General features: G+C 62.4%; 24 protein-coding genes. 14 read left to right on the top strand and 10 right to left on the bottom strand.

Annotation, left to right across the window (positions count from 1 at the left end):
- Positions 1-12: 12 nt before the first annotated feature.
- Positions 13-702, bottom strand: a complete 690-nt coding sequence (locus DCO45_RS00375) for a DUF4336 domain-containing protein (protein ID WP_116923998.1) — start codon at positions 700-702, stop codon at positions 13-15.
- 117 nt (positions 703-819) lie between these two features.
- Between DCO45_RS00375 and DCO45_RS00370 the strand changes: the two genes are divergently transcribed.
- The gene (locus DCO45_RS00370) at positions 820-2,100 is read left to right on the top strand and encodes an NAD(P)/FAD-dependent oxidoreductase (RefSeq protein ID WP_116923997.1); all 1,281 of its coding nucleotides are present in this window, start codon (positions 820-822) and stop codon (positions 2,098-2,100) included.
- Positions 2,101-2,143: 43 nt separating this feature from the next.
- Here DCO45_RS00370 and DCO45_RS00365 read toward each other — a convergent pair whose 3' ends face one another.
- On the bottom strand, positions 2,144-2,734 hold the full coding sequence (locus DCO45_RS00365) for a PAS and helix-turn-helix domain-containing protein (RefSeq protein ID WP_116923996.1): 591 nt from the start codon (positions 2,732-2,734) through the stop codon (positions 2,144-2,146).
- Positions 2,735-2,825: 91 nt separating this feature from the next.
- On the opposite strand from DCO45_RS00365, the gene DCO45_RS00360 reads away from it, so the two are divergent.
- The 6 genes from DCO45_RS00360 to mnmH all read left to right on the top strand — a co-directional run bounded on the left by DCO45_RS00360 (position 2,826) and on the right by mnmH (position 7,958).
- Positions 2,826-3,527 carry a CoA transferase subunit A gene (locus tag DCO45_RS00360; protein WP_021025867.1) on the top strand — a complete coding sequence of 234 codons (702 nt, stop codon included), beginning with the start codon at positions 2,826-2,828 and terminating at the stop codon, positions 3,525-3,527.
- A gap of 10 nt (positions 3,528-3,537) precedes the next feature.
- Positions 3,538-4,176, top strand: coding sequence for a 3-oxoacid CoA-transferase subunit B (locus DCO45_RS00355; protein WP_116923995.1), 639 nt, complete (start codon positions 3,538-3,540; stop codon positions 4,174-4,176).
- A gap of 228 nt (positions 4,177-4,404) precedes the next feature.
- On the top strand, positions 4,405-5,085 hold the full coding sequence (locus DCO45_RS00350; protein WP_232539680.1) for an aldolase: 681 nt from the start codon (positions 4,405-4,407) through the stop codon (positions 5,083-5,085).
- A 410-nt stretch (positions 5,086-5,495) separates the two neighbouring features.
- Positions 5,496-6,110, top strand: coding sequence for a helix-turn-helix domain-containing protein (locus DCO45_RS00345; protein ID WP_116923993.1), 615 nt, complete (start codon positions 5,496-5,498; stop codon positions 6,108-6,110).
- Positions 6,103-6,633: a GNAT family N-acetyltransferase gene (locus DCO45_RS00340; protein WP_116923992.1), complete on the top strand. Its 531-nt coding sequence runs from the start codon at positions 6,103-6,105 to the stop codon at positions 6,631-6,633. The genes DCO45_RS00345 and DCO45_RS00340 overlap by 8 nt, the downstream gene beginning before the upstream one ends.
- Positions 6,634-6,905: 272 nt before the next feature.
- Positions 6,906-7,958: a tRNA 2-selenouridine(34) synthase MnmH gene (mnmH, locus tag DCO45_RS00335; protein ID WP_116923991.1), complete on the top strand. Its 1,053-nt coding sequence runs from the start codon at positions 6,906-6,908 to the stop codon at positions 7,956-7,958.
- 13 nt (positions 7,959-7,971) lie between these two features.
- On the opposite strand, the gene DCO45_RS00330 is transcribed toward mnmH, so the two are convergent.
- Genes DCO45_RS00330 through DCO45_RS00315 form a run of 4 tightly spaced genes read right to left on the bottom strand, consistent with a single transcriptional unit; the run spans position 7,972 to position 9,977 of the window.
- Entirely contained in the window at positions 7,972-8,655 is a 684-nt protein-coding gene (locus DCO45_RS00330; protein WP_116923990.1) for a DUF1294 domain-containing protein, read from the bottom strand.
- Positions 8,645-9,151: a DUF523 domain-containing protein gene (locus tag DCO45_RS00325; protein WP_116923989.1), complete on the bottom strand. Its 507-nt coding sequence runs from the start codon at positions 9,149-9,151 to the stop codon at positions 8,645-8,647. The genes DCO45_RS00330 and DCO45_RS00325 overlap by 11 nt, the downstream gene beginning before the upstream one ends.
- On the bottom strand, positions 9,145-9,534 hold the full coding sequence (locus tag DCO45_RS00320; protein ID WP_133247956.1) for a hypothetical protein: 390 nt from the start codon (positions 9,532-9,534) through the stop codon (positions 9,145-9,147). The genes DCO45_RS00325 and DCO45_RS00320 overlap by 7 nt, the downstream gene beginning before the upstream one ends.
- A 50-nt stretch (positions 9,535-9,584) precedes the next feature.
- Entirely contained in the window at positions 9,585-9,977 is a 393-nt protein-coding gene (locus DCO45_RS00315; RefSeq protein WP_116923987.1) for a GFA family protein, read from the bottom strand.
- Positions 9,978-10,396: 419 nt separating this feature from the next.
- On the opposite strand from DCO45_RS00315, the gene DCO45_RS00310 reads away from it, so the two are divergent.
- A complete protein-coding gene (locus tag DCO45_RS00310; RefSeq protein WP_116923986.1) occupies positions 10,397-11,035 on the top strand; it encodes a C40 family peptidase in 639 nt (212 codons plus the stop codon).
- Positions 11,036-11,260: 225 nt separating this feature from the next.
- Here DCO45_RS00310 and DCO45_RS00305 read toward each other — a convergent pair whose 3' ends face one another.
- From DCO45_RS00305 to DCO45_RS00290, 4 genes are all read right to left on the bottom strand, one after another.
- Positions 11,261-11,863, bottom strand: a complete 603-nt coding sequence (locus tag DCO45_RS00305; protein WP_116923985.1) for an isochorismatase family protein — start codon at positions 11,861-11,863, stop codon at positions 11,261-11,263.
- A gap of 114 nt (positions 11,864-11,977) precedes the next feature.
- Positions 11,978-12,529, bottom strand: a complete 552-nt coding sequence (locus DCO45_RS00300; protein ID WP_116923984.1) for a hypothetical protein — start codon at positions 12,527-12,529, stop codon at positions 11,978-11,980.
- 78 nt (positions 12,530-12,607) lie between these two features.
- A complete protein-coding gene (locus DCO45_RS00295; RefSeq protein ID WP_116923983.1) occupies positions 12,608-12,853 on the bottom strand; it encodes a GlsB/YeaQ/YmgE family stress response membrane protein in 246 nt (81 codons plus the stop codon).
- Positions 12,854-13,418: 565 nt separating this feature from the next.
- Positions 13,419-14,618 (bottom strand): amino acid aminotransferase, encoded by a 1,200-nt coding sequence (locus tag DCO45_RS00290; protein WP_021025853.1) that lies wholly within the window; start codon positions 14,616-14,618, stop codon positions 13,419-13,421.
- Positions 14,619-14,762: 144 nt separating this feature from the next.
- Here DCO45_RS00290 and uvrB point away from each other — a divergent pair, with 144 nt between their 5' ends.
- The 6 genes from uvrB (at position 14,763) to hscB (ending at position 20,380) form a co-directional block, all read left to right on the top strand.
- On the top strand, positions 14,763-16,853 hold the full coding sequence (gene uvrB / locus DCO45_RS00285; RefSeq protein WP_116923982.1) for an excinuclease ABC subunit UvrB: 2,091 nt from the start codon (positions 14,763-14,765) through the stop codon (positions 16,851-16,853).
- A gap of 219 nt (positions 16,854-17,072) precedes the next feature.
- Complete coding sequence (gene iscR / locus DCO45_RS00280) at positions 17,073-17,609, top strand: Fe-S cluster assembly transcriptional regulator IscR (RefSeq protein WP_021025851.1); 537 nt, start codon at positions 17,073-17,075, stop codon at positions 17,607-17,609.
- A gap of 152 nt (positions 17,610-17,761) precedes the next feature.
- Positions 17,762-18,982, top strand: coding sequence for an IscS subfamily cysteine desulfurase (locus DCO45_RS00275; RefSeq protein ID WP_116923981.1), 1,221 nt, complete (start codon positions 17,762-17,764; stop codon positions 18,980-18,982).
- A gap of 35 nt (positions 18,983-19,017) precedes the next feature.
- Complete coding sequence (gene iscU / locus DCO45_RS00270) at positions 19,018-19,416, top strand: Fe-S cluster assembly scaffold IscU (RefSeq protein ID WP_021025849.1); 399 nt, start codon at positions 19,018-19,020, stop codon at positions 19,414-19,416.
- A gap of 6 nt (positions 19,417-19,422) precedes the next feature.
- The gene (gene iscA / locus DCO45_RS00265) at positions 19,423-19,746 is read left to right on the top strand and encodes an iron-sulfur cluster assembly protein IscA (protein WP_021025848.1); all 324 of its coding nucleotides are present in this window, start codon (positions 19,423-19,425) and stop codon (positions 19,744-19,746) included.
- A gap of 115 nt (positions 19,747-19,861) precedes the next feature.
- Positions 19,862-20,380, top strand: coding sequence for a Fe-S protein assembly co-chaperone HscB (gene hscB, locus DCO45_RS00260; protein WP_116924454.1), 519 nt, complete (start codon positions 19,862-19,864; stop codon positions 20,378-20,380).
- Positions 20,381-20,483: the final 103 nt, after the last annotated feature.

Raw genomic sequence — 20,483 nt, 5'->3', positions numbered from 1 at the left:
GTGATCTTCTGTTCAGGGCTTGTCGCTCAGCAAAAACGCCAGCGCCTGCTGCAGTTGCTGCTGAGCGTCTTCAGTGATGAGCGCATCATGGGCCAGCACCAGACGCTGCACCGGCCAGGCGCAGATGCGCGCTGCCGCGGCGCTGGCCGCTGTCCGGTCCCGGATCGCAAAGCGCAGTGCACGCGGCATCGCCAGGCGGCTGCGCGTGCCATTGAGGCTGTTGAACAGACGCGCCGACAGCGACAGATCCTGCGGGTAGTACTGCAGCACATCGGTCACGACCAGGCTGGCGCTGGGCTGGTGCAGCCAGACGCATTCATTCAGGATGGGCAGGCCTGCAAAGGGCTGCATCTGCAGGCTGTTTTGCCAGGCTGCCGGCAATGCCTGGTCCAGGCTGTGCAGCTGGGGCAGGTCCGGGCGCTTGGCCGCCAGGCCCGGTGCCCCCCATAGCGCTGCCAGCGGGTAATGCGCCTGCCATGCACCGGCAAACAGGTGGTGCATGCGGTTGGGGGCGACGATCCAGCGCACGTCGCCCAGTGCATCCAAGGCTGCGCGCAGCGTGGGCGCGGGCGCAATGGGCGAATGCAGCCACAGTGCGCCGCCGGGCAAGCGCACCACGGTCATGCGGGTGCGCACGGGCAGGCCGTGCACGCTGATCTGTTGGGTGGCGCTCCAGAGGTTGTCAGCGATCTGTTCAAGCATGGTGGGCCTTGCTGCGATGGTGGGGAATGCCTTGGATTTTCATTGTGAATCCAGGCGCTCAGGTGCAGAGAATCTGGCAATGGTCAACAATGGCAGCCATCTTTTGAGGAATCGTACATGCACTATGACGTGGTGATTGTGGGCGGCGGTGCAGGTGGACTGGAACTGGCCGCACAACTGGGGCGCAAACTGGGTGCGCGCGAAGGGCGCGAGCGGGTCTTGCTGGTGGACAAAATGCCTTTCCACATCTGGAAGCCCACCTTGCACGAAGTGGCAGCGGGCACGCTCGATGCGCACCAGGAAGGCCTGTCCTACACCGTGCTGGCGCGCCGCAACCATTTCAGCTTTGCGATGGGCGAATGCATGGGGCTCGATGCCGCCAAGCAAAGCATTGTGCTGGCGCCGGTCATCAACGATGCGGGCAAGCAGGTGGTGCCCGAGCGCGTCATCAGCTACCAGCATTTGGTGCTGGCGATGGGCAGTGGCTCCAATTCTTTTGGCACCCCAGGTATCGAGCATGCCTATCTGCTCGAGAGCGTGCGCGATGCGCAGCGCTTCCATGCCGACTGGCTTGGCGCCTGTGCCCATGCCTCGTATGCCGAGCCGCGCTCGCTGGCGGTCGCCATTGTGGGCGCCGGTGCCACGGGTGTGGAGCTGTCGGCCGAGCTGATCGAGGCGCACCAGATGCTGCTCGAGAGCCTGTCGGACAGCCAGCGCTTCCGGCTCGATATCAGCCTGATCGAAGGCGGCGAGCGGATTCTGGGCGGGCTGCCGCCCCGTATCTCGGAGCAGGCCCGTGTGGCGCTGGAGCGCAAGGGCGTGCGGGTGATGACCGGCACGCGTGTGCAGTCGCTGGCGCAGGGCCAGGTGATCACGTCCAACGGCGAGGTGCCGGCCGATCTGATCGTCTGGGCCGCAGGCATCAAGGCCGCCGACAGCAATGCGCGCCTGGGGCTGGAAGTCAACCGTATCAACCAGTTTGTCGTCGATGACCACCTGCGCACCAGTGCCAGCCGCATCTATGCGATGGGTGACTGCGCCGCTGCCACCTGGACCGAAGGCAAGACTGTGCCGGCCCGCGCCCAAGCCGCGCACCAGCAGGGCAGCTATTTGTGCAAGCTGCTGTTTGCCGCGCTCAAGCAGCGCTCGTTCAACGAAGTGTTTGTCTACCAGGACTTTGGCTCGCTGGTCTCGCTGGGCGACAACAAGGGCGTGGGCAATCTGATGGGAGGGCTCTCGGGCAAGAACTTTTTTGTGCAGGGCCTCATTGCCAAGTGGATGTATATGTCCTTGCACCTGATGCACCACCGCGCCATTTTGGGCACCGGCAAGACGGCGGTGCTGGCGCTGGCCCGTTTGCTGCAGCAGCGCGTATCGGGCCGCATGAAGCTGCACTGAAAGAACCTTGCTCGGCAGCGCCGAGCAAGTTCTTGTGCCGGGTTCAGATATCGTCCGGTCCCAGCACGATGTCGAGCGAGCTGCCCCCGGCCAGCAGCTTTTGCACCAGCTCGGCCGATGAATCTGCGCCATATTTGCGCATCAGCCGGGTGCGGTAGATCTCGACCGTGCGGTGGCTGATGCCCAGGCCTCGGCCAATTTCCTTGCTGGTCATGCCTTCGAGCAGATGGGCGGCCACTTCGCGCTCGCGGGCCGTGAGCTCGGCGCGCACCGGGCGCAGCGCGCTCAGGTCCTCAAAGCTCCAGACGCCGCCTTCATGCGGGTCCTCGCGGTTGAAGGCGCGGCCCATCACGTGGCACCAGAACATCTCGCCATTGGCGCGCTTCATGATGCGGTTGTCCGAGTACAGGCCATGCGTGCCCATGATGGGGGCGATGCGGCGGCCCAGGCGCTCGAACTCGTCGGCGCTGGGGTAGAGGATCTGAAAGGACTGGCCCATCATCAGCTCGCGCGAGGTGCGGAACATGTCGCAGACCTGCTCATTGCAGTCGATCATGACCCGCCGGTGGGACACCACCAGGCCCACAGGCGCCATTTCGAAGGCTTGTCGGTAGTCGAGTGGTGTCACTGCCATGGCAAAAATTGTCCCCTTTACGAAATACTACGTATCCTAATACGTAGTATGCTTGATTGGCGATACAAGCCCTTCTTATCAGGAGACAAGTGTGAACAAGATCTACCCCAGTGCTGCGGACGCGCTCAAAGGCGTGGTGGCAGACAAGCAGTTAATGGCCGTGGGCGGCTTTGGCCTTTGCGGGATTCCCGAGGCCTTGATCGAAGCGCTGCGCGACAGCGGTGTCAAGGACCTGACGGTGGCATCGAACAATGCCGGTGTCGATGGTTTTGGCCTGGGCAAGCTGCTGGAGACGCGCCAGATCAAGAAGATGATTGCGTCCTATGTGGGCGAAAACAAGGAGTTCGAGCGCCAGTACCTGGCCGGCGAGCTGGAGCTGGAATTCACCCCGCAAGGCACCCTGGCCGAGAAGATGCGTGCTGGCGGCGCCGGCATCCCCGCCTTCTTCACCAAGACCGGTGTGGGCACGCAAGTGGCCGAAGGCAAGGAGCTGCGCGAGTTTGACGGCGAAACCTATGTGATGGAGCGCTCCATCGTCGCTGACGTGTCGCTGGTCAAGGCCTGGCGCGCGGACAAGAGCGGCAACCTGCAGTTCCGCCTGACGGCACGCAACTTCAACCCGGCAGCAGCCACCTGCGGCAAGGTTTGCATCGTCGAGGTCGAGGAGATTGTCGAAGTGGGCGCCTTGAAGCCCGACGAGATCCATCTGCCGGGCATCTATGTGCACCGCCTGGTGCTCAACGCCACCCCCGAGAAGCGCATCGAAAAGCGCACCATCACCGAAAAGCACTAAGGAGCCAGTCATGCCTTGGACCCAAGACCAAATGGCCGCACGTGCGGCGCAAGAGCTGGAAGACGGCTTCTATGTGAACCTCGGTATCGGCATTCCTACCTTGGTGGCCAACCACACCGGTGACAAGGAAGTGTGGCTGCAATCGGAAAACGGCATGCTGGGCATCGGCCCCTTCCCAACGGAAGAAGCCATCGACGCCGACCTGATCAATGCCGGCAAGCAGACGGTGACCACAATTGCCGGCTCGTCCATCTTCAGCTCGGACCAGTCCTTTGCGATGATCCGTGGCGGCAAGATCAACCTGTCCATCCTGGGCGCCATGCAGGTGTCCGAAAAGGGTGACCTGGCCAACTGGATGATTCCAGGCAAGATGGTCAAGGGCATGGGCGGCGCGATGGACCTGGTCGCCGGCGTCAAGCGCGTCATCGTGCTGATGGAACATGTGGCCAAGAAGAAGGACGGCACCACCGACCTGAAGATCTTGAAGGACTGCACCCTGCCATTGACTGGCGTGGGCGTGGTGGACCGCATCATTACCGACCTGGGTGTGTTTGATGTGGTGCCCGAAGGCCTGAAGGTGGTTGAGCTGGCCCCCGAAGTGAGCTTTGACGATGTGCAGTCCAAGACCGGCGTCAACCTGATCCAATAAGCGCAGCTACCCAGCCCTTGCGCGCTGGTGCTGCACAAGCGAGCCCGCCCATCGATCGATGGCGGGCTTTTTTGCGTGCGGGTGGTTGCTGTCGCTTTCCCCATTGCCGGGCCAGTGCTCAGACGACATACTGCGCAGATTCCATTCGATTCCCCCCGTCCCATGAACGCTCCCTTTGCGCCTGCCGATCTTTCCCACCCCCTGTTTATCCGCCCCGATGTGCTGCGCATGCGCGAGGACATGGCGCTGGCCTTGCGTGCTGCTGCACACTTTGGCCTGGGTGAGGGCGTGTGCAACCATTTCAGCATGGCGCTGCCCGATGGCCAGCATTTCTTGCTGAACCCGCGCGGCCTGATGTGGGGCGAGATCCAGGCGGACGATGTGGTGATGGTGGACGCGCAGGGGGCCGTGGTGGCGGGCGGCCATGTGGTCGAGCCCACGGCGATGTTCATCCATGCTGCCGTGCACCGCATTGCGCGCAAGACCTGCGTACTGCACACCCACATGCCATATGCCACGGCCTTGACCTTGACGGCGCAGCGCGCGCTGGACACCACCTTGAGCCAGAACGCCATGCGCTTCCATGGCCGCCTGGCAGTTGACGCCCAGTACAACGGTTTTGCGCTCGACGACCGCGAAGGCGAGCGCATTGCGCAGGCCATGCAGGGCGCGGACATCAGCTTTTTGGGCAACCACGGCATCATCGTCTGCGGTGAGCGCATGGACTATGCGTTTGACGATCTGTACTACCTGGAGCGCGCCTGCCAGGCCCAGGTGCTGGCGCAATCGACCGGCGTGCCGCTGGCGCCCTGCGATCCGGCGCTGGCCGCGCGTGTGGCCGAGCAGGCCAATGGTGAGCGCCTGCAGTCCACCTTGTTCTTCGAGGCGTTGCGCCGCCAAATTCCTTAGAACCTGTTCAAAGTCTCTACGCAGCCGCGTTGGAGTGCAATCGGGATGAGTTCGAAGGGATGGAACGCAGCTTGCACCGAGGTGCAAGCAAGGGCCAGCGCGCAGAAATCGCCCGATTTCACTCCAACCCTTCGGGACAGTGGCTTTGCGCTGCCCGGGAAGGGGCGCCCGGCGAGGGCCGCCCGGGCAGGGGCGGTCTGCGTCGTTGCAAATCCTCGCAATAGCGCGGCTGGGCGCCCCCCTAGCATCCCATCCCGCAAAGACACTGTCGCCGCGCGAGGAGACATTGAACAGGTTCTTAAAGCGCCAGCAGCATGTCTCTCACCCAGTGCGCCACTTGCCAGGTGGCAATACCCGCGTATCGCTTAAAAATCCAATATACAGGAATTAATTTCTGATAAAGTGGGTGTATGACGGTTGACGAGTTGCTCTCTGCCAAGGTGCGCACCCTGCGCAAACAGCGTGGCTACACCTTGGAGGTGCTGGCGCAGCGCAGCGGTGTCAGCCGCTCGATGATTTCACTGATTGAGCGTGGGCAGACCAGCGCCACCGCCGCCGTGCTGGGCAAGCTGGCCCAGGCCTTGCAGGTGCCGCTGGCAGCGCTGTTTGCCGATGAGCGCCAGGCGCAAGCGCCCCAGCCCCTGGCGCGCGCAGCTGCCCAGCCGCGCTGGCGTGATCCTGCCACCGGCTATGAACGCCGGCAGCTGAGCCCGGTGGGGTTTCCTGCGCCGTTCGAGATGGTGGAGGTGGTGTTTCCGCCCGGCCAGCGCGTGGCCTTTGACAACGGCCTGCGCAGCCAGCCGCTGCACCAGCAGCTGTGGCTGCTGCAAGGCGAGCTGCAGCTGAGCCTGGGCACGCAAAGCTGGCATTTGCAGGCGGGAGACTGCCTGGCGATGGTGCTCAACCAAACCCTGGTATTTAGCAACCCCGGCACCGAGTCCGCCCGCTATTTGCTGGCGCTAGCGGCGCTGGGCGCCTCCCTGCCGGCCTTGCCTGTAGTTTTTCCTGGAGAGATCGATGACTGAGAGACACTGGGTGCGCTGTACCCATGACCGGCATGCGCCAGCAATTTTGGCGATTCTGAACGACGCCATTGTCAACAGCACGGCGCTGTATGACTACCAGCCGCGCAATGCGGGCCATATGCGTACCTGGTTTGATACCAAGCTGCAAGGCGGCTACCCGGTGATCGGCATCGAGGATGCCGCCGGCGAGTTGCTGGGCTTTTCCAGCTATGGTGCCTTCCGCGCCTACCCGGCCTACAAATACACGATGGAGCATTCGGTCTATGTGCGCGCCGATCAGCGCGGCCAGGGCCTGGGTCTGCAGCTGATGGATGCCATCATTGACGAGGCGCGCGAGCACGATGTGCATGCGCTGGTCGGCGCCATCGATGCGGCAAATGCCGGCTCGATCGCCTTGCATGAACGGCTGGGTTTCAAGTCGGTCGGCCTGATGCCCCAGGTGGGCTTTAAATTTGGGCGATGGCTGGACCTGGCCTTGTACCAATTGCTTTTGCAAACGCCGGCGAATCCGGTAGACGGCTGAGGCCGCTGGCCGCGCGCCGCTGGCCGCGCGCCACTAGCCGTGCGCCACTCGCCGTGCACCACTAGCCGTGCACCACCCACAACAGCCCACGCTGCCATGGGATAATCACTTTTTTCGCGCAGCGCAGGCCCGGCGCTGGTCAACCGACCGCACCGGCTTGCGATGGCTGTATCGAGGCTCGATCACTCTGCGCAGTGGCCGCACAACCTCTGGGTTGTCTGCGGCACTTGCCCTGATCCTTGGACTGGCACTTCGCTGCCAGCATCTGCCTTATGTCCCATCGCCAGCCTGTTCGCATCAGCGACATCCACAAGTTTGACACCATCGTCGACGCCCGCTCCCCTGCCGAGTTCGCACTCGACCATATCCCCGGGGCGATCAACTGCCCGGTGCTCAGCAACGAAGAACGCGCCCAGATCGGCACCATCTACAAGCAAGTCAGCCCCTTTGAGGCCAAGCGCCTGGGCGCTGCCTATGTGAGCGCCAATCTGGCGCGCCACCTGCACGATACCTTCCATGACCGGCCCGCGAACTGGAAGCCGCTGGTCTATTGCTGGCGCGGTGGCCTGCGCAGCGGCTCGATGGTGACCTGGTTGCGCCTGGTGGGCTGGGATGCGCAGCAGCTGGCAGGCGGCTACAAGGGCTTTCGCGGCCATGTGATCGAGCGGCTGGAGTCACTGGTACCGCGCCTGCGCTTGCAGGTGCTGTGTGGCGCCACCGGCAGCGCCAAAACGCGGGTGCTGCATGCGCTGGCCGAGCAGGGCGCGCAGGTGATTGACCTGGAAGGCTATGCCAGCCACAAGGGCTCGCTGCTGGGCCAGCTGCCTGGTGTAGAGCAGCCGAGCCAGAAGCACTTCGAGACCTTGCTGGCCACGCAGATCGGCCAGTTCGATCTGGAGCGCCCGGTGTTTATCGAAGGCGAAAGCGCCAAGATCGGCCGCATCTCCGTGCCGATGGCGCTGGTCGAGCATATGCGCCAGGCACCCGTCATCGAAGTGCAGGCCTCAGCGCAGGCGCGCCTGGACTATCTGCTGCGCGACTATGCCTACCTGGGTGCCGATGCCGGTGTGCTGGCCACCAAGCTGGGCTATCTCAAGGATCTGCAGGGCAAGGAGGTGGTCGGCCGCTGGCAAGGCTGGGCAGCGCAAGGCGAGCTCGCGCCGCTGTTTGCCGAGTTGATGGACCTGCACTACGACCCGCATTACGAGCGCAGCCAGGCGCGCAACTTTGCCCACTGGGATTCGCGCCAAAGCCTGCAGACGGAGGACCTGTCGGACGCGCGCATTGGCGAGTTGGCCGCGCAGATCAGGCAGCTGGCTGTTTAGGCCTGATTGGGCATCAGAACGTCGGCAGCCCGAATCGCTGGCCCAGCGGCGAAAACAGCAGGCACAGCGCCACCAGGTTGAGCAACACCGTCAGCCAGAACACCTGCAGAAAATCCCGCTTGCTGGATTTGTGGCGCAGCCAGCGCTGGGCCAGCAAGGCCCCCGGCCATCCGCCCAGCAAACCCAGCAGCCACAAATGCTTTTCAGGGGTGCGCCAATGCCCCTGCTGCGCGGCAGCCTTGTCCCAGGCATACCAGGCAAAGGTGACGAGCGAGGCCAACACATACCAGCCTGCAGCGCGCCAGGTGGAGCCAAAGCACAGGCCCAATCCCAGCAGCAGAATCGCCAATGTGGGGATCAGCAGCAGGGCTGCCCCGCCGGATGGGCCTGATCTGGCGGCACTGGTAGCCTGGCGCTGAGTGCGCGCAGCTGCGGCCCGTGGGCGTGCGGTATGCGAAGCGGGCGATGCCGCTGCGCCTGGTGCGCCCGCGCCCAGCACGCGGGCGCGGCTGGCCCGGGGTTTGTCGCCTGCGGGCTTGTCCAGCTCATAGCTCAGCCGCTGGCGGGCTTGGGGCCGGGCGGCAGGGTTTTGGAAGGCGGAGATATGCACAAACACCTGGGGGCCGCCGCCATCGGGGGCGATAAAGCCAAAGCCGCGCTCGTCGTTCCAGGATTGTAAGGTGCCTTCAAGCAGCATAGGCCTCCAGGTGCGCTGCGGCTTCGTCCCATTGGTTCTCGCTGAAGACAGCGACGCCGGCTTGGCGCAGCAGGCTGCAGGCCAGGCCTTCGCCGGGCACGGTGCGGCCGGCAAACTGCCCGTCATAGACCTGGCTGGAGCCGCATGTAGGGCTGAACTCCTTGAGTACCGCGACGCGGATGCCATGGCGCTGCACCAGTTGCAGTGCCAATTGGGCGCCGTGCAAAAAGGCGGCGGTCACATCGTTGCCCGCGCTGTCGCGCACCTGGGCCGCATGGCGCAGCACCGCGATGCTGGTGCCACCAACGATTTCGGCTGGCAATCGGGGCGTTGGCAGGCCTGCGGCCATCTCGGGGCAGAGGCTGACCACCTGCTGCTGCGCGAGCCAGCGATCGAGCACTGTGTGTTGCGCCCTTTTGTGGCTGCCGTCATAGCGCACGGGCTGGCCCAGCAGGCAGCCACTGACCAAGACCTTGGGCGCTGCGGGCTTCAGCATGCCAGCAGCTCCACCTGCAGGGCCTGCGCGCTGGTTTCGCAGCGCAGGCTATTGCCGCCCAGCTGCAATTGCAGCCCATTGGCAAACTGCAGCTGCAGGCAGAGCGTCTCTGCCTGAAAATCGCTGGGCACTGGCAGCGTGCTGAGCCGTTGCTCGCCCAGCTGCAGCCAGCCGCTGGCCAGCAAGCCAAAGGCTTGCGCTTCATGCGCGAGCGCGGGCGGGCAGGGGTTCAGCACCAGGCGCAGACCATTGCTGTAGCGGCGCTGGGTCTCGATCCCCTGGCGCTCGCTGATCAGCGCGGCTGAGAATTCGATGCTGCAGCCTTCGGTAGTGCGGTGGATGCGGCTGATTTCGGAGTCGGCAAATTCAAACTGGCGAGGCATTCCGCGATTGTCGCAGACCCAGGGTGCGGCCTGCAGCAACTCTGCAGGGCTCATGCCGCCCCGGATGGCGCCACGCAGTCAGCCAGCCAGGGCATCGCTGATGCACTCCAGATCTGCCGCTGTGGCGGCAGCTGCGCGCGCTCTTCCACGCAGCCCAGGCGGATCACCACGAACTCCGGGTTCTGCGCGGCGCAGCCATACAGTGGCGTTGCGCAGACGGGGCAGAAGACCTGGTCGCGGCGCTGGCCGCTTTGCGCGGTCTTGGTATAGGTCTGGATCGTGCCTTGCAGCGAGAAATCGGCGATCGCGGCGCTGACAATCGCCCGCATCGGCGCGCCCGACAGCACTTGGCAGTCGCTGCAATGGCATACGCTGACCTGGGCAGGATCGATCAAGGCGGTAAAGCGAACCCCTTGGCAGTGGCATGCGCCGTGGATGAGCATTGCAGGACCTGAGGAAAGTGGGCAGGGATTGCTGCTTTGTACTGCATCGTGCCCACCCTTGCATAGGCCTACTCGCTACCCATGAGGCGATGCAGCTAGAGGCCTTGATGGCATGACTCTTGCATAACTGTCAACAAGCGAAAGCCGCAGCTGCGCCGCAGGCCTGTAGGAATATCTTTACAGTCTCTGGCGCAGTAACTATGGTTGCATATAGAAACAACCAAGGGTTCTGTGTGAAAGCTTGATGAATTGCAGAAAATCAATAAAAACAATTAGTTATGGAGTACTTGAGCCTGAACTCATGCATAATTTCGCAAAATTCCACGGGAAAACCCCGGTAATTTGGGGAATAACTGGTTTGGATTTTGTTACATATTTATGAATTGTCTTCAAAATAAACCGTGCTAAAGTCGCCCGCTATGTCACCGAAATGGATTTGCACCCTCATCGTCGCCGCGTCTGTCAGCGCACATGCCGCCCCCGAGAGCGAACACAAGCCATCCGATCTGGATTTGCTGCTGGGCATTGGCCAAAGCAGTCTGTCCAAGCTCGATTCGGTGCATCACCAGGTCAAGGACCAGGCCAATGTGCTGATCAGCAATGCGCTGAGCCTCATTGGCGTGCCTTACCGCCGTGGCGGTAACAGCGCAGAGACGGGTTTTGATTGCAGTGGTCTGGTACGCGCCGTGTATGCGGAGAGCTGGGGCAAGATCCTGCCGCGCCGCGCAGAAGAGCAGGCGGCTGCGACCGACAAGATTGATAAAGCGGAGCTCAAGCCCGGTGATCTGGTGTTCTTCAACACCATGCGCCGGGCTTTCAGCCATGTGGGGATCTATATGGGCGATGGCAAGTTCATCCACTCGCCCCGCACTGGCAAGACCGTTCGGGTCGAGAGCATGGATATTGCCTACTGGGAAAAGCGCTTTGACGGCGCCCGCCGGGTAGAGCTGAGCGATGAGGCGCGTACCAAGCTGATGCAGCAGGTCAACCTCGATGGTGCGGAAGCGCAGGACCTGATCGGCCGCGTGATGTCCAAGGCCAATATGCGTGTGAACTGAGCGCCTTGCCCTGTGCGTCAGGCGCTGCAAGCGAACCAAGCTTCCTTCGGGAGGCTTTTTTGTTGCCTGCGCGGTGCTGGTTGTCTGGTTTGCGCCGTGGGGTAGGGTCTCAGTCATGCGCCCCCCCGCTATATATATATAAAAGCGGCGCGGGGTACTGGCGTTAAAAAGGCTGCCTCCTGGCAGCCTGGGTGGGCGACTTGCTGGGCAGGCTCCAGCAAGGTCTTACTTGACCATCTGCAAGATATCGCGGAAGTCTTCGTGCTCGCAACTGCGCAGCCATTCGAAGATGACCATCTCGGTGGTGACCAACTCGGCGCCGGCGCCGGCCAGGCGGTCAAAGGCGGCATCGCGGTTGCGCTCGGTGCGGCTGCTGCAGGCGTCGGTGACCACGCAGACATCAAACTCGTCTTCGAGCAGCTCCAGCGCAGTTTGCAGCAGGCAGACATGGGCCTCGCAGCCGGCAATGATGATGCTGTTGCGCTCAGGCGCGGCTTGCTGGGGCTTTTGCAGGTGCTTGGGCAGGCTGCGGGCATTGCCGCCCTGGGGTTTGGCGGGAGGGCGCAGCCATTCGTTCAGGCCTTCCGGCACTGCACTGAAAAACATCTTGGCCAAGGTCTTGTTGCACAGGCCACGCAGCTGCGCCGCATTGGGGCCGAGCTTGCTGGGGTTTTGCTCGGTACCAAACACGGGCACCTGCAGCTGCTGGGCTACCTGGGCCAGGAGCGTGGCGTTTTTCAACACCTGCGCGCCATCAAAAATGGCGGGCATCAGTTTTTCCTGGTAGTCAACCAGCACCAGCTGGGATTCTTCAAAATCTATAAGCATGCGGCATTTTACCCGTGGCAGCGTGCAGCTGCTGGAGCGGCATGGCGCAGGCGTTGGAGGGGAGGGAGAAATGCACTGGCGCGCGGCGCAGCGCCGAGCCAGTCTGGCGCAGATTTAGTGCTTGTCCTGGTCCAGCGCAGGCGCATACACCACCGGCAGCACAATCCCCGCTTCATGCGCCACGCGCACGCAGTCGCGCAGGTGCTGCTCGCCCAGGTAGCGCAAGGTGGCGTAGCCCAGGGCAGCCGACACCGCCTGGCCGGCAATCGGCACATATTTGCTGGCCTGCTGCACCGTCAGGCGCATGCCCAGCGCCTTGGCGCCGCGCAGGATCACATCCTTGGTGATCAGCTTGCCCACCAGCACACCGCCGAGCATGTTGACGGTGTTTTGCACCTTGGCGCGTTTGGCAGGGGTCAGGCGCGCAATCTGCTCGTCGCTCAGACCAAAGTAATTGCTGATTTGCGGAATCAGCCGCGACAGCAGGGCTGCATCGACCGCCATGTCGAGCCCGGGCACCGGCGTGGCGCTGGCCAGGGCGGCCATCAAGGCTTTGCGGTGCAGCAGCTTCTGGGACTGCTCAACCGCCTCCAGCAGCGCAGGGTTGCCCGTCTGGGCGGCCAGTTGCAGTGCGGAGAGGGGGCGGGGCTTGCGTCCAAGTTTCATGGGTGTTCGGGAGTGAGGTCAAAAGCGGAAAAAACCTGCGGCAGCGGGTGGTCCCGGCTGGCGCAGGCTGCCGGGTGCTTAGCGCTTGCGCACCAGGCCGTAGATCACCAGCAAGATGATGGCGCCGACGACGGAGGCAATCCAGCCAGCGGCCTGGCCTTCCTGGTACCAGCCCATCGCCACGCCGGCGTAAGTGGCCAGCAGCGAGCCGGCAATGCCCAGGAGGATTGTCATGATCCAGCCCATCTTGTCGTCCCCAGGCTTGATGGCGCGTGCAATGAGGCCAACAATCAGGCCGATGAAAATGGTTCCAATGATGGACATGCGTAGTTCTCCGTTGAGCTGTGAACGCCAGCGCCTCGGGTTGAGGCGGCCCTGGCCAATACGCCCTGAAGCGTACCAAGGCACTTTAAGGCCGTTTGTAGGAGAAGGCTTCAAATCCCGCGGCTTTACGTCATAAACAACGGTGAACTGGCGCTGTCATGCGCATGAAAAAAGCAGCCGGCGCCGCTAAGAACTTGTTCAAAGTCTCTACGCAACCGCGTTGGAGTGCAATCGGGATGAGTTCGAAGGGCTGGTCCGCAGCTTGCACCGGGGTGCAAGCAAGGGCCAGCGCGAAGAAATCGCCCGATTTCACTCCAACCCTTAGGGACAGTGGCTTTGCGGGCGCCCGGCTAGGGCCGCCCGGGCAGGGGCGGTCTGCGTCGTTGCAAATCCTCGCAATAGCTGGGCTATTGCTGCGGTATTGCGCGGCTGGGCGCCCCCCTCGCATCCCATCTCGCAAAGACACTGTCGCGGCGCGAGGAGACATTGAACAGGTTCTAAGGGCGCGGGCTGCTTTTCGCTGGCCTGGGCCTCAACGGGCTCAGGCTGCAGAGCGGTTATGCGCTCAGGCGACGACCTTGGCGATCGATGCGCAGACGTGCTCGATGTTCTTGCTGTTGAGCGCAGCCACGCACATGCGGCCCGTGTCCGTGCCGTAGACGCCGAACTCGGAGCGCAGGCGTACCATCTGGTCCTTGCTCAGGCCCGAGTACGAGAACATGCCGATCTGGGTGGTGATGAAGCCCATATCCTGCTTCACGCCAGCGGCCTTGAGGCCGTCGACCAGCTTCTGGCGCATTTCCTTGATGCGCACGCGCATCTCGCCCAGTTCCTTTTCCCACAGCGCGCGCAGCTCGGGGTTGTTCAGCACCGCAGCCACCACGGCGCCACCGTGGGTTGGTGGGTTGGAGTAATTGGTGCGGATGACGACCTTGAGCTGGCTCAGCACGCGGCTGGCTTCCTCCTTGTCGGTGGCAACCACGGACAGCGCGCCCACGCGCTCACCGTAGAGCGAGAAGCTCTTGGAGAACGAGGTCGACACAAAAATGTTCAGGCCTGCTGCGATGAACTTGCCGATCACGGCGCCGTCTTCGGCGATGCCGTGGCCAAAGCCCTGGTAGGCCATGTCCAGGAAGGCGACCAGGTTTTTGGCCTTGACGACTTCGATGACCTTGTCCCACTGGGCGGCGCTGATGTCGTAGCCGGTGGGGTTATGGCAGCAGGCGTGCAGCACCACCACGGTGCCAGCGGCGGCTGCGTTCAGGTCGGCGATCATGCCGTCGAAATCGATGGCGCGGTTGGCCGCGTCGTAGTAGCGGTAGCTGGCCACTTCAAAACCGGCGTTCTGGAAGATCGCGCGGTGGTTTTCCCAGCTCGGGTCGGAGATCAGCACCTTGGCTTGGGGGTTGAGGCGCTTCAGGAAGTCGGCACCGATCTTCAGGCCTCCGGTGCCGCCCACGGCTTGCACCGTGGCCACGCGGCCGGAAGCGACAACCTCGGAGTCAGCGCCGAACACCAGGGCCTTGACGGCGTTGTCATAGGCAGCGATACCGTCGATAGGCAGGTAGCCACGGGGCGTGGGCTTGTCCATCATGGCTTTCTCTGCGGCCTGCACGCACTGCAGCAGCGGCAGCTTGCCGTTGTCGTCGAAATACACGCCCACGCCCAGGTTCACTTTTTGCGGGTTGGTGTCGGCGGCATACTGCTCATTGAGACCCAGGATCGGGTCGCGTGGGGCCATTTCGACGGAAGAGAAAAGAGACATGTGTAGTCCTTGGTAGGTAGAAATCTGGCTTTGTACCCCCAAATGCCAAACAAGAGGCCATCGCCTCCACCGCAATTTTGCAGTACGCTTTGGGGTTAACCCCGTATTCTAGCGACGCCCGCTCGCGCGTGGCATACCCGACCTATGCACGAAGTCACTCCAGAGGCACCCCGCGAGGGGGAATTCATCCAATATCCGGGCTCGCCCTTCACCTTGTTCCAGCCGTATCCGCCTGCGGGCGACCAGCCGGCGGCCATCGATGCGCTGGTGGAAGGCATTGATGACGGTGAGGCCTTTCAGACCTTGCTGGGCGTCACGGGCTCGGGCAAGACCTTCACGATGGCCAATGTGATTGCGCGCACCGGGCGCCCGGCCATCGTGTTTGCGCCCAACAAGACGCTGGCCGCGCAGCTGTACAGCGAGTTTCGCGAGTTCTTTCCGAAGAACGCGGTGGAGTACTTCGTCAGCTACTACGACTACTACCAGCCCGAGGCCTATGTGCCCCAGCGCGATCTGTTCATCGAAAAGGACAGCGCCATCAACGAGCACATCGAGCAGATGCGCTTGTCGGCCACCAAGAGTGTGCTCGAGCGCCGCGACACCATCGTCGTGGCCACCGTCTCGGCCATCTACGGTATCGGCTCGCCAGAGTCCTATACCAAGATGCGTTTTATCCTGCGCGTGGGCGATGAGCTGAGCCAGCGCGATGCGATTGGCCAGCTGGTGCGCATGCAGTACAAGCGCAACGATGCCGATTTCTCACGCGGTACCTTCCGGGTGCGGGGCGACACCATCGATGTGTTTCCGTCCGAGCACAGCGAGATGGCGGTGCGCATCGAGCTGTTTGACGACGAGGTCGAAAGCCTGCAGCTGTTTGACCCCCTGACGGGCCGCGTGCGCCAGAAGGTGCCGCGTTTCACGATCTACCCCAGCAGCCACTATGTGACCCCGCGCGACCAGGTGCTGGTGGCCGTGGAGACCATCAAGGAAGAGTTGGCGCTGCGCCTCAAGCAGTTGGTGGGCGAGGGCAAGCTGGTCGAAGCCCAGCGCCTGGAGCAGCGCACCCGGTTTGACCTGGAGATGCTGACCGAGGTGGGGCACTGCAAGGGCATTGAGAACTACAGCCGCCACCTCTCGGGCGCGGCGCCGGGCGACCCGCCGCCGACGATGACCGACTACATGCCCAAGGACGCGCTGATGTTTCTCGATGAGAGCCACCAGATGATCGGCCAGCTCAACGCCATGTACAACGGTGACAAGGCGCGCAAGACCACCTTGGTCGAGTATGGCTTTCGCCTGCCCAGCGCGCTGGACAACCGCCCGCTCAAGTTTGGTGAGTTCGAGCAGCGCATGCGCCAGGTGGTGTTTGTCTCGGCCACGCCGGCTGAATACGAGAAAACCCATGCGGGCAAGATCGTCGAGCAGGTGGTGCGGCCCACCGGCCTGGTCGACCCCGAAGTGGAAGTGCGGCCCGCCACCCACCAAGTGGACGATGTGCTGCAGGAAATCCATGCACGGGTGAAGGTGCAGGAGCGGGTGCTGATTACCACCCTGACCAAGCGCATGGCCGAGCAACTGACCGAGTACCTGACCGACAACGGCGTGAAGGTACGCTACCTGCACTCCGATGTGGAGACGGTGGAGCGCGTCGAGATCATCCGCGACCTGCGCCTGGGCACTTTTGATGTGCTGGTGGGGATCAACCTGCTGCGCGAAGGCCTGGATATCCCCGAGGTCTCGCTGGTGGCGATTCTGGATGCGGACAAGGAAGGCTTTCTGCGCGCCGAGCGCAGCCTGATCCAGACGATTGGCCGTGCGGCGCGCAACATGAACGGCAAGGCCATCCTCTATGCCGACCGCATTACCGACTCGATGCGCAAGGCGATGGACGAGACCAGCCGCCGCCGCGAGAAGCAGATGGCCTTCAATGCGGAGCATGGCATCGTGCCGCGCAGCATTGTCAAGCAAGTGCGTGATTTGATCGATGGCGTCTACAGCACCAAGGCCAGTGACGACATGGACCGCGCCCAGCAGGTGGCGATGAGCCGCGCCCAGGTCGAGGACATGTCCGAGAAAGAGATTGCCAAGGAAATCAAGCGCCTGGAAAAGCAGATGCTGGAGGCAGCGCGCAACCTCGAATTCGAGGCCGCAGCCCAGGCCCGCGACCAATTAACCATATTGAAACAAAGGGCTTTTGGTGCCTCTCCAGAGGCAGGGAATACCCGCAGCCTCTAGTGATGTCAGTTTCTGTAAGTAATCTTTGCTTACCCGAGCGAATTCAGGGGGCATTGTGCTATACTGACACAAATTACTCAACAACAAGAAAAAAGCCTATCGATGAATGGGACCTACCCTGCATGCAGGGTGGAGCGACAGGCTACGACGATGTCATTGCGGGTGGCTTGCTTGCATTGGGCGTCTATGGTTATCAAGCCTGACCTCTAAGGAACGATTATGCGTCTCACCACCAAAGGCCGATTTGCAGTGACTGCAATGATTGATCTGGCTTTGCGCCAGAACAATGGCCCGGTAACTTTGGCTGCGATCAGCCAGCGTCAGCAGATCTCGCTGTCGTATCTGGAGCAGCTGTTTGGCAAGCTGCGCCGCCACGAACTGGTGGAGTCCACCCGTGGCCCTGGTGGCGGCTACACGTTGGCCCGCAAGGCCGCTGAGATCACAGTTGCCGACATCATTGTGTCGGTAGATGAACCTATTGACGCCACGCAGTGTGGTGGCAAGGAAAACTGCATGGGTGAGGCCGGTCGCTGCATGACGCACGAGCTGTGGGCATCGCTGAACCAGCGCATGGTGGAGTTTCTCGATTCGGTCACCTTGCAAAAGCTGGTCGATGACCAACTGGCCAAGGGCATCCAGATCGAAGACAAGCCCATCGTGCGCCGCGCTATCTCGACCACGCCGGTTGTCAAGCCCATCCGTGTCACCGCACCGAACTCGGTGTTTGCACTGGGCAATGTATTTGCCAAATCCTGATTCTTGATGCGGCGCTGGTCGCCGCATCCCCCGGTGTCTTCCAGGGTGCCGGGAGGTCTTGTTACGCCCTGAACGGGGTGCGGCAAGTTCATTCGATGATTGCGTTTTGAGTTTTTGCGGGTGCCCACCAGCACGCGCCAGTAGAGCCAGATATGGACACGACCCCACATTTCCCCATTTACCTTGATTACGGCGCCACTACGCCAGTGGACCCCCGCGTGGTTGAAGCGATGATTCCCTGGTTGTCCGAGAACTACGGCAACCCTGCGTCGCGCAGCCATGCTTGGGGCTGGACGGCGGAAGAGGCGGTTGAAAAGGCCCGTGCGCAGGTCGCCGCGCTGATCAATGCCGATCCGCGTGAAATCGTCTGGACCAGTGGCGCGACCGAGTCGGACAACTTGGCGCTCAAGGGTGCTGCGCAGTTCTACAAGGGCAAGGGCAAGCACCTGATCACCGTCAAGACCGAGCACAAGGCCGTGCTGGACACGATGCGTGCGCTCGAGCGTGAAGGCTTTGAGGTCACCTACCTGGATGTGAAGGAAGACGGTCTGCTGGATCTGGATGTCTTCAAGGCCGCGATTCGCCCCGACACCATCGTGGTCAGCGTCATGTTCGTGAACAACGAAACCGGCGTGATCCAGGACATCGACACCATTGGGAACATCTGCCGCGAAAAGGGCATCATTTTCCACGTGGACGCTGCCCAGGCCACCGGCAAGGTCGAGATCGATGTGACCGCGCTGAAGGTCGACCTGATGAGCCTGGCCTCGCACAAGACCTACGGTCCCAAGGGCATTGGCGCGCTGTATGTGCGCCGCAAACCCCGTGTGCGCATCGAGGCGCAAATGCACGGCGGTGGCCATGAACGCGGCATGCGCTCGGGCACCTTGGCTACGCACCAGATCGTCGGTATGGGCGAGGCTTTCCGCATCGCCAAGGAAGACATGGCCAAGGACTACGCCCACGCTAAGGCGCTGCAGCAGCGCATGTTGGACGGCCTGATGGACATCGAGCAGGTGTTTATCAACGGTGATCTGAACCACCGCGTGCCGCACAACCTGAACATCAGCTTCAACTTCGTCGAAGGCGAATCGCTGATCATGGGCATCAAGGGTCTGGCCGTGTCCTCGGGTTCGGCCTGCACCTCGGCCAGTCTGGAGCCCAGCTATGTGCTGCGCGCGCTGGGCCGCAGCGATGAGCTGGCCCACAGCAGCCTGCGCATGACGTTTGGCCGCTTCACGACGAATGAAGACATTGACTACGCCGTGGCATCGATCCGTGAGAACGTGACCAAGCTGCGCGAGTTGAGCCCGCTGTGGGAAATGTACAAAGACGGTGTGGATCTGAGCACCATCCAGTGGGCTGCCCACTAATCCGGCGCAGCCGCTAACTGTAAAGAGGTACCAAGATGGCATATTCTGACAAAGTGATTGATCATTACGAGAACCCCCGCAACGTGGGCTCTTTTGACAAGGGTGATGAATCGGTGGGCACCGGCATGGTCGGCGCTCCTGCCTGCGGCGACGTGATGAAGCTGCAGATCAAGGTCAATGCGGACACCGGCGTGATCGAAGACGCACGCTTCAAGACCTATGGCTGCGGCTCGGCAATCGCCTCGTCGTCGCTGGTGACTGAATGGGTCAAGGGCAAGACGCTCGACGAAGCCGCTGCGCTCAAGAACGCGCAGATCGCCGAAGAGCTGGCCCTGCCACCGGTGAAGATCCACTGCTCGATCCTGGCTGAAGACGCGATCAAGGCGGCGGTCAACGACTACAAGGCCAAGCACACTGCCAAGGCGGAGGCTTAAAACGCCATGGCTGTCACGCTTTCTGAGTCGGCTGCGCGCCACATCAACCGCTACCTGTCGCGTCGCGGCCATGGGGTGGGTGTGCGCCTGGGCGTGAAGACCACCGGCTGCTCGGGTCTGGCCTACAAGCTGGAGTACGTGGACGAGGCAGCGCCCGAGGACGTGGTGTTCGAAGACCATGGCGTCAAGGTGCTGGTCGATCCCAAAAGCATGGCCTACATCGACGGCACCGAGCTGGACTTTGTGCGCGAGGGCCTCAACGAGGGCTTCAAGTTCCACAACCCCAACGAGCGTGATCGCTGCGGTTGTGGCGAGAGCTTCAGAATCTGAGGCCTCAGGTTCAGGCGCCCGGTTTGTCGTCACTGACAGGCCTGGCCTTGTTTGTCGGCATCGCTGATGCCAAAACTGCAAACCGCCTGTGCTTTTGCCAGGCGGTTTTTTCATGATGAATCTGCAATCCAACGATTTTGAACTGTTCGCCGTGCCGGTGCAGTTTGCGCAAGATGCCCAGCAATTGGCCGAGCGCTGGAAGGCCTTGCAAAAGCAAGCCCACCCGGACCGCTTTGCATCGCAAGGCGCTGCTGCTCAGCGCGTGGCCATGCAGTGGTCGGTGCGCATCAATGAGGCCTACCAGCGCTTGAAGGACCCGCTCAAGCGCGCCGCCTACCTGTGCGAGATGCATGACGCGCCCATCCGCGCCGAAGACAACACCGCCATGCCCACCGCTTTTCTGATGGAGCAGATGGAGTGGCGCGAGGCGTTGGAAGAGGCGCAGAGCCAGGCCGATGTCGATGCGCTCGATGACCAGGTCGCCAGCGCGCGCCGTGCAATGCTGCAGCGCTGCCAGCAGCTGTTGGATGTGGAGCGCGACTACGCGCAGGCGGCCCAGCAGGTGAGAGCCCTCATGTTTGTTGCGCGATTTAGTGGCGACATCGACCGCCGTCGCGAGCAACTGGGACAATAGGCTGGTGACCAAAGCAGGGCGGCCCATGAGGCCGCACAGCATGCTTTGGCGAACCCTCCGTTGAGACCGCTTCCCCCGCGCCCCGTGCGGGCCGCAGGCAAGA

This window comes from Comamonas sp. JNW, from assembly GCF_003105075.1.
GTDB lineage: Bacteria > Pseudomonadota > Gammaproteobacteria > Burkholderiales > Burkholderiaceae_C > Comamonas > Comamonas squillarum.
The sequence above is the reverse complement of the archived record's forward strand: the minus strand, read 5'-3'. Positions and strand labels throughout refer to the sequence as shown.

Coding starts and splice junctions, on each gene's coding strand:
- DCO45_RS00330 (WP_116923990.1), bottom strand. CDS start 8,655: ATGCTGCTTGAAGGCACCTTACAATCCTGGAACGACGAGCGCGGCTTT.
- DCO45_RS00375 (WP_116923998.1), bottom strand. CDS start 702: ATGCTTGAACAGATCGCTGACAACCTCTGGAGCGCCACCCAACAGATC.
- DCO45_RS00275 (WP_116923981.1), top strand. CDS start 17,762: ATGGACACGACCCCACATTTCCCCATTTACCTTGATTACGGCGCCACT.
- iscR (WP_021025851.1), top strand. CDS start 17,073: ATGCGTCTCACCACCAAAGGCCGATTTGCAGTGACTGCAATGATTGAT.
- DCO45_RS00365 (WP_116923996.1), bottom strand. CDS start 2,734: ATGGCAGTGACACCACTCGACTACCGACAAGCCTTCGAAATGGCGCCT.
- iscA (WP_021025848.1), top strand. CDS start 19,423: ATGGCTGTCACGCTTTCTGAGTCGGCTGCGCGCCACATCAACCGCTAC.
- DCO45_RS00300 (WP_116923984.1), bottom strand. CDS start 12,529: ATGAAACTTGGACGCAAGCCCCGCCCCCTCTCCGCACTGCAACTGGCC.
- hscB (WP_116924454.1), top strand. CDS start 19,862: ATGAATCTGCAATCCAACGATTTTGAACTGTTCGCCGTGCCGGTGCAG.
- mnmH (WP_116923991.1), top strand. CDS start 6,906: ATGTCCCATCGCCAGCCTGTTCGCATCAGCGACATCCACAAGTTTGAC.
- DCO45_RS00355 (WP_116923995.1), top strand. CDS start 3,538: ATGCCTTGGACCCAAGACCAAATGGCCGCACGTGCGGCGCAAGAGCTG.
- DCO45_RS00325 (WP_116923989.1), bottom strand. CDS start 9,151: ATGCTGAAGCCCGCAGCGCCCAAGGTCTTGGTCAGTGGCTGCCTGCTG.
- DCO45_RS00295 (WP_116923983.1), bottom strand. CDS start 12,853: ATGTCCATCATTGGAACCATTTTCATCGGCCTGATTGTTGGCCTCATT.
- iscU (WP_021025849.1), top strand. CDS start 19,018: ATGGCATATTCTGACAAAGTGATTGATCATTACGAGAACCCCCGCAAC.
- DCO45_RS00305 (WP_116923985.1), bottom strand. CDS start 11,863: ATGCTTATAGATTTTGAAGAATCCCAGCTGGTGCTGGTTGACTACCAG.
- DCO45_RS00310 (WP_116923986.1), top strand. CDS start 10,397: ATGTCACCGAAATGGATTTGCACCCTCATCGTCGCCGCGTCTGTCAGC.
- DCO45_RS00370 (WP_116923997.1), top strand. CDS start 820: ATGCACTATGACGTGGTGATTGTGGGCGGCGGTGCAGGTGGACTGGAA.
- uvrB (WP_116923982.1), top strand. CDS start 14,763: ATGCACGAAGTCACTCCAGAGGCACCCCGCGAGGGGGAATTCATCCAA.
- DCO45_RS00290 (WP_021025853.1), bottom strand. CDS start 14,618: ATGTCTCTTTTCTCTTCCGTCGAAATGGCCCCACGCGACCCGATCCTG.
- DCO45_RS00320 (WP_133247956.1), bottom strand. CDS start 9,534: ATGCCTCGCCAGTTTGAATTTGCCGACTCCGAAATCAGCCGCATCCAC.
- DCO45_RS00315 (WP_116923987.1), bottom strand. CDS start 9,977: ATGCTCATCCACGGCGCATGCCACTGCCAAGGGGTTCGCTTTACCGCC.
- DCO45_RS00350 (WP_232539680.1), top strand. CDS start 4,405: ATGCGCGAGGACATGGCGCTGGCCTTGCGTGCTGCTGCACACTTTGGC.
- DCO45_RS00345 (WP_116923993.1), top strand. CDS start 5,496: ATGACGGTTGACGAGTTGCTCTCTGCCAAGGTGCGCACCCTGCGCAAA.
- DCO45_RS00340 (WP_116923992.1), top strand. CDS start 6,103: ATGACTGAGAGACACTGGGTGCGCTGTACCCATGACCGGCATGCGCCA.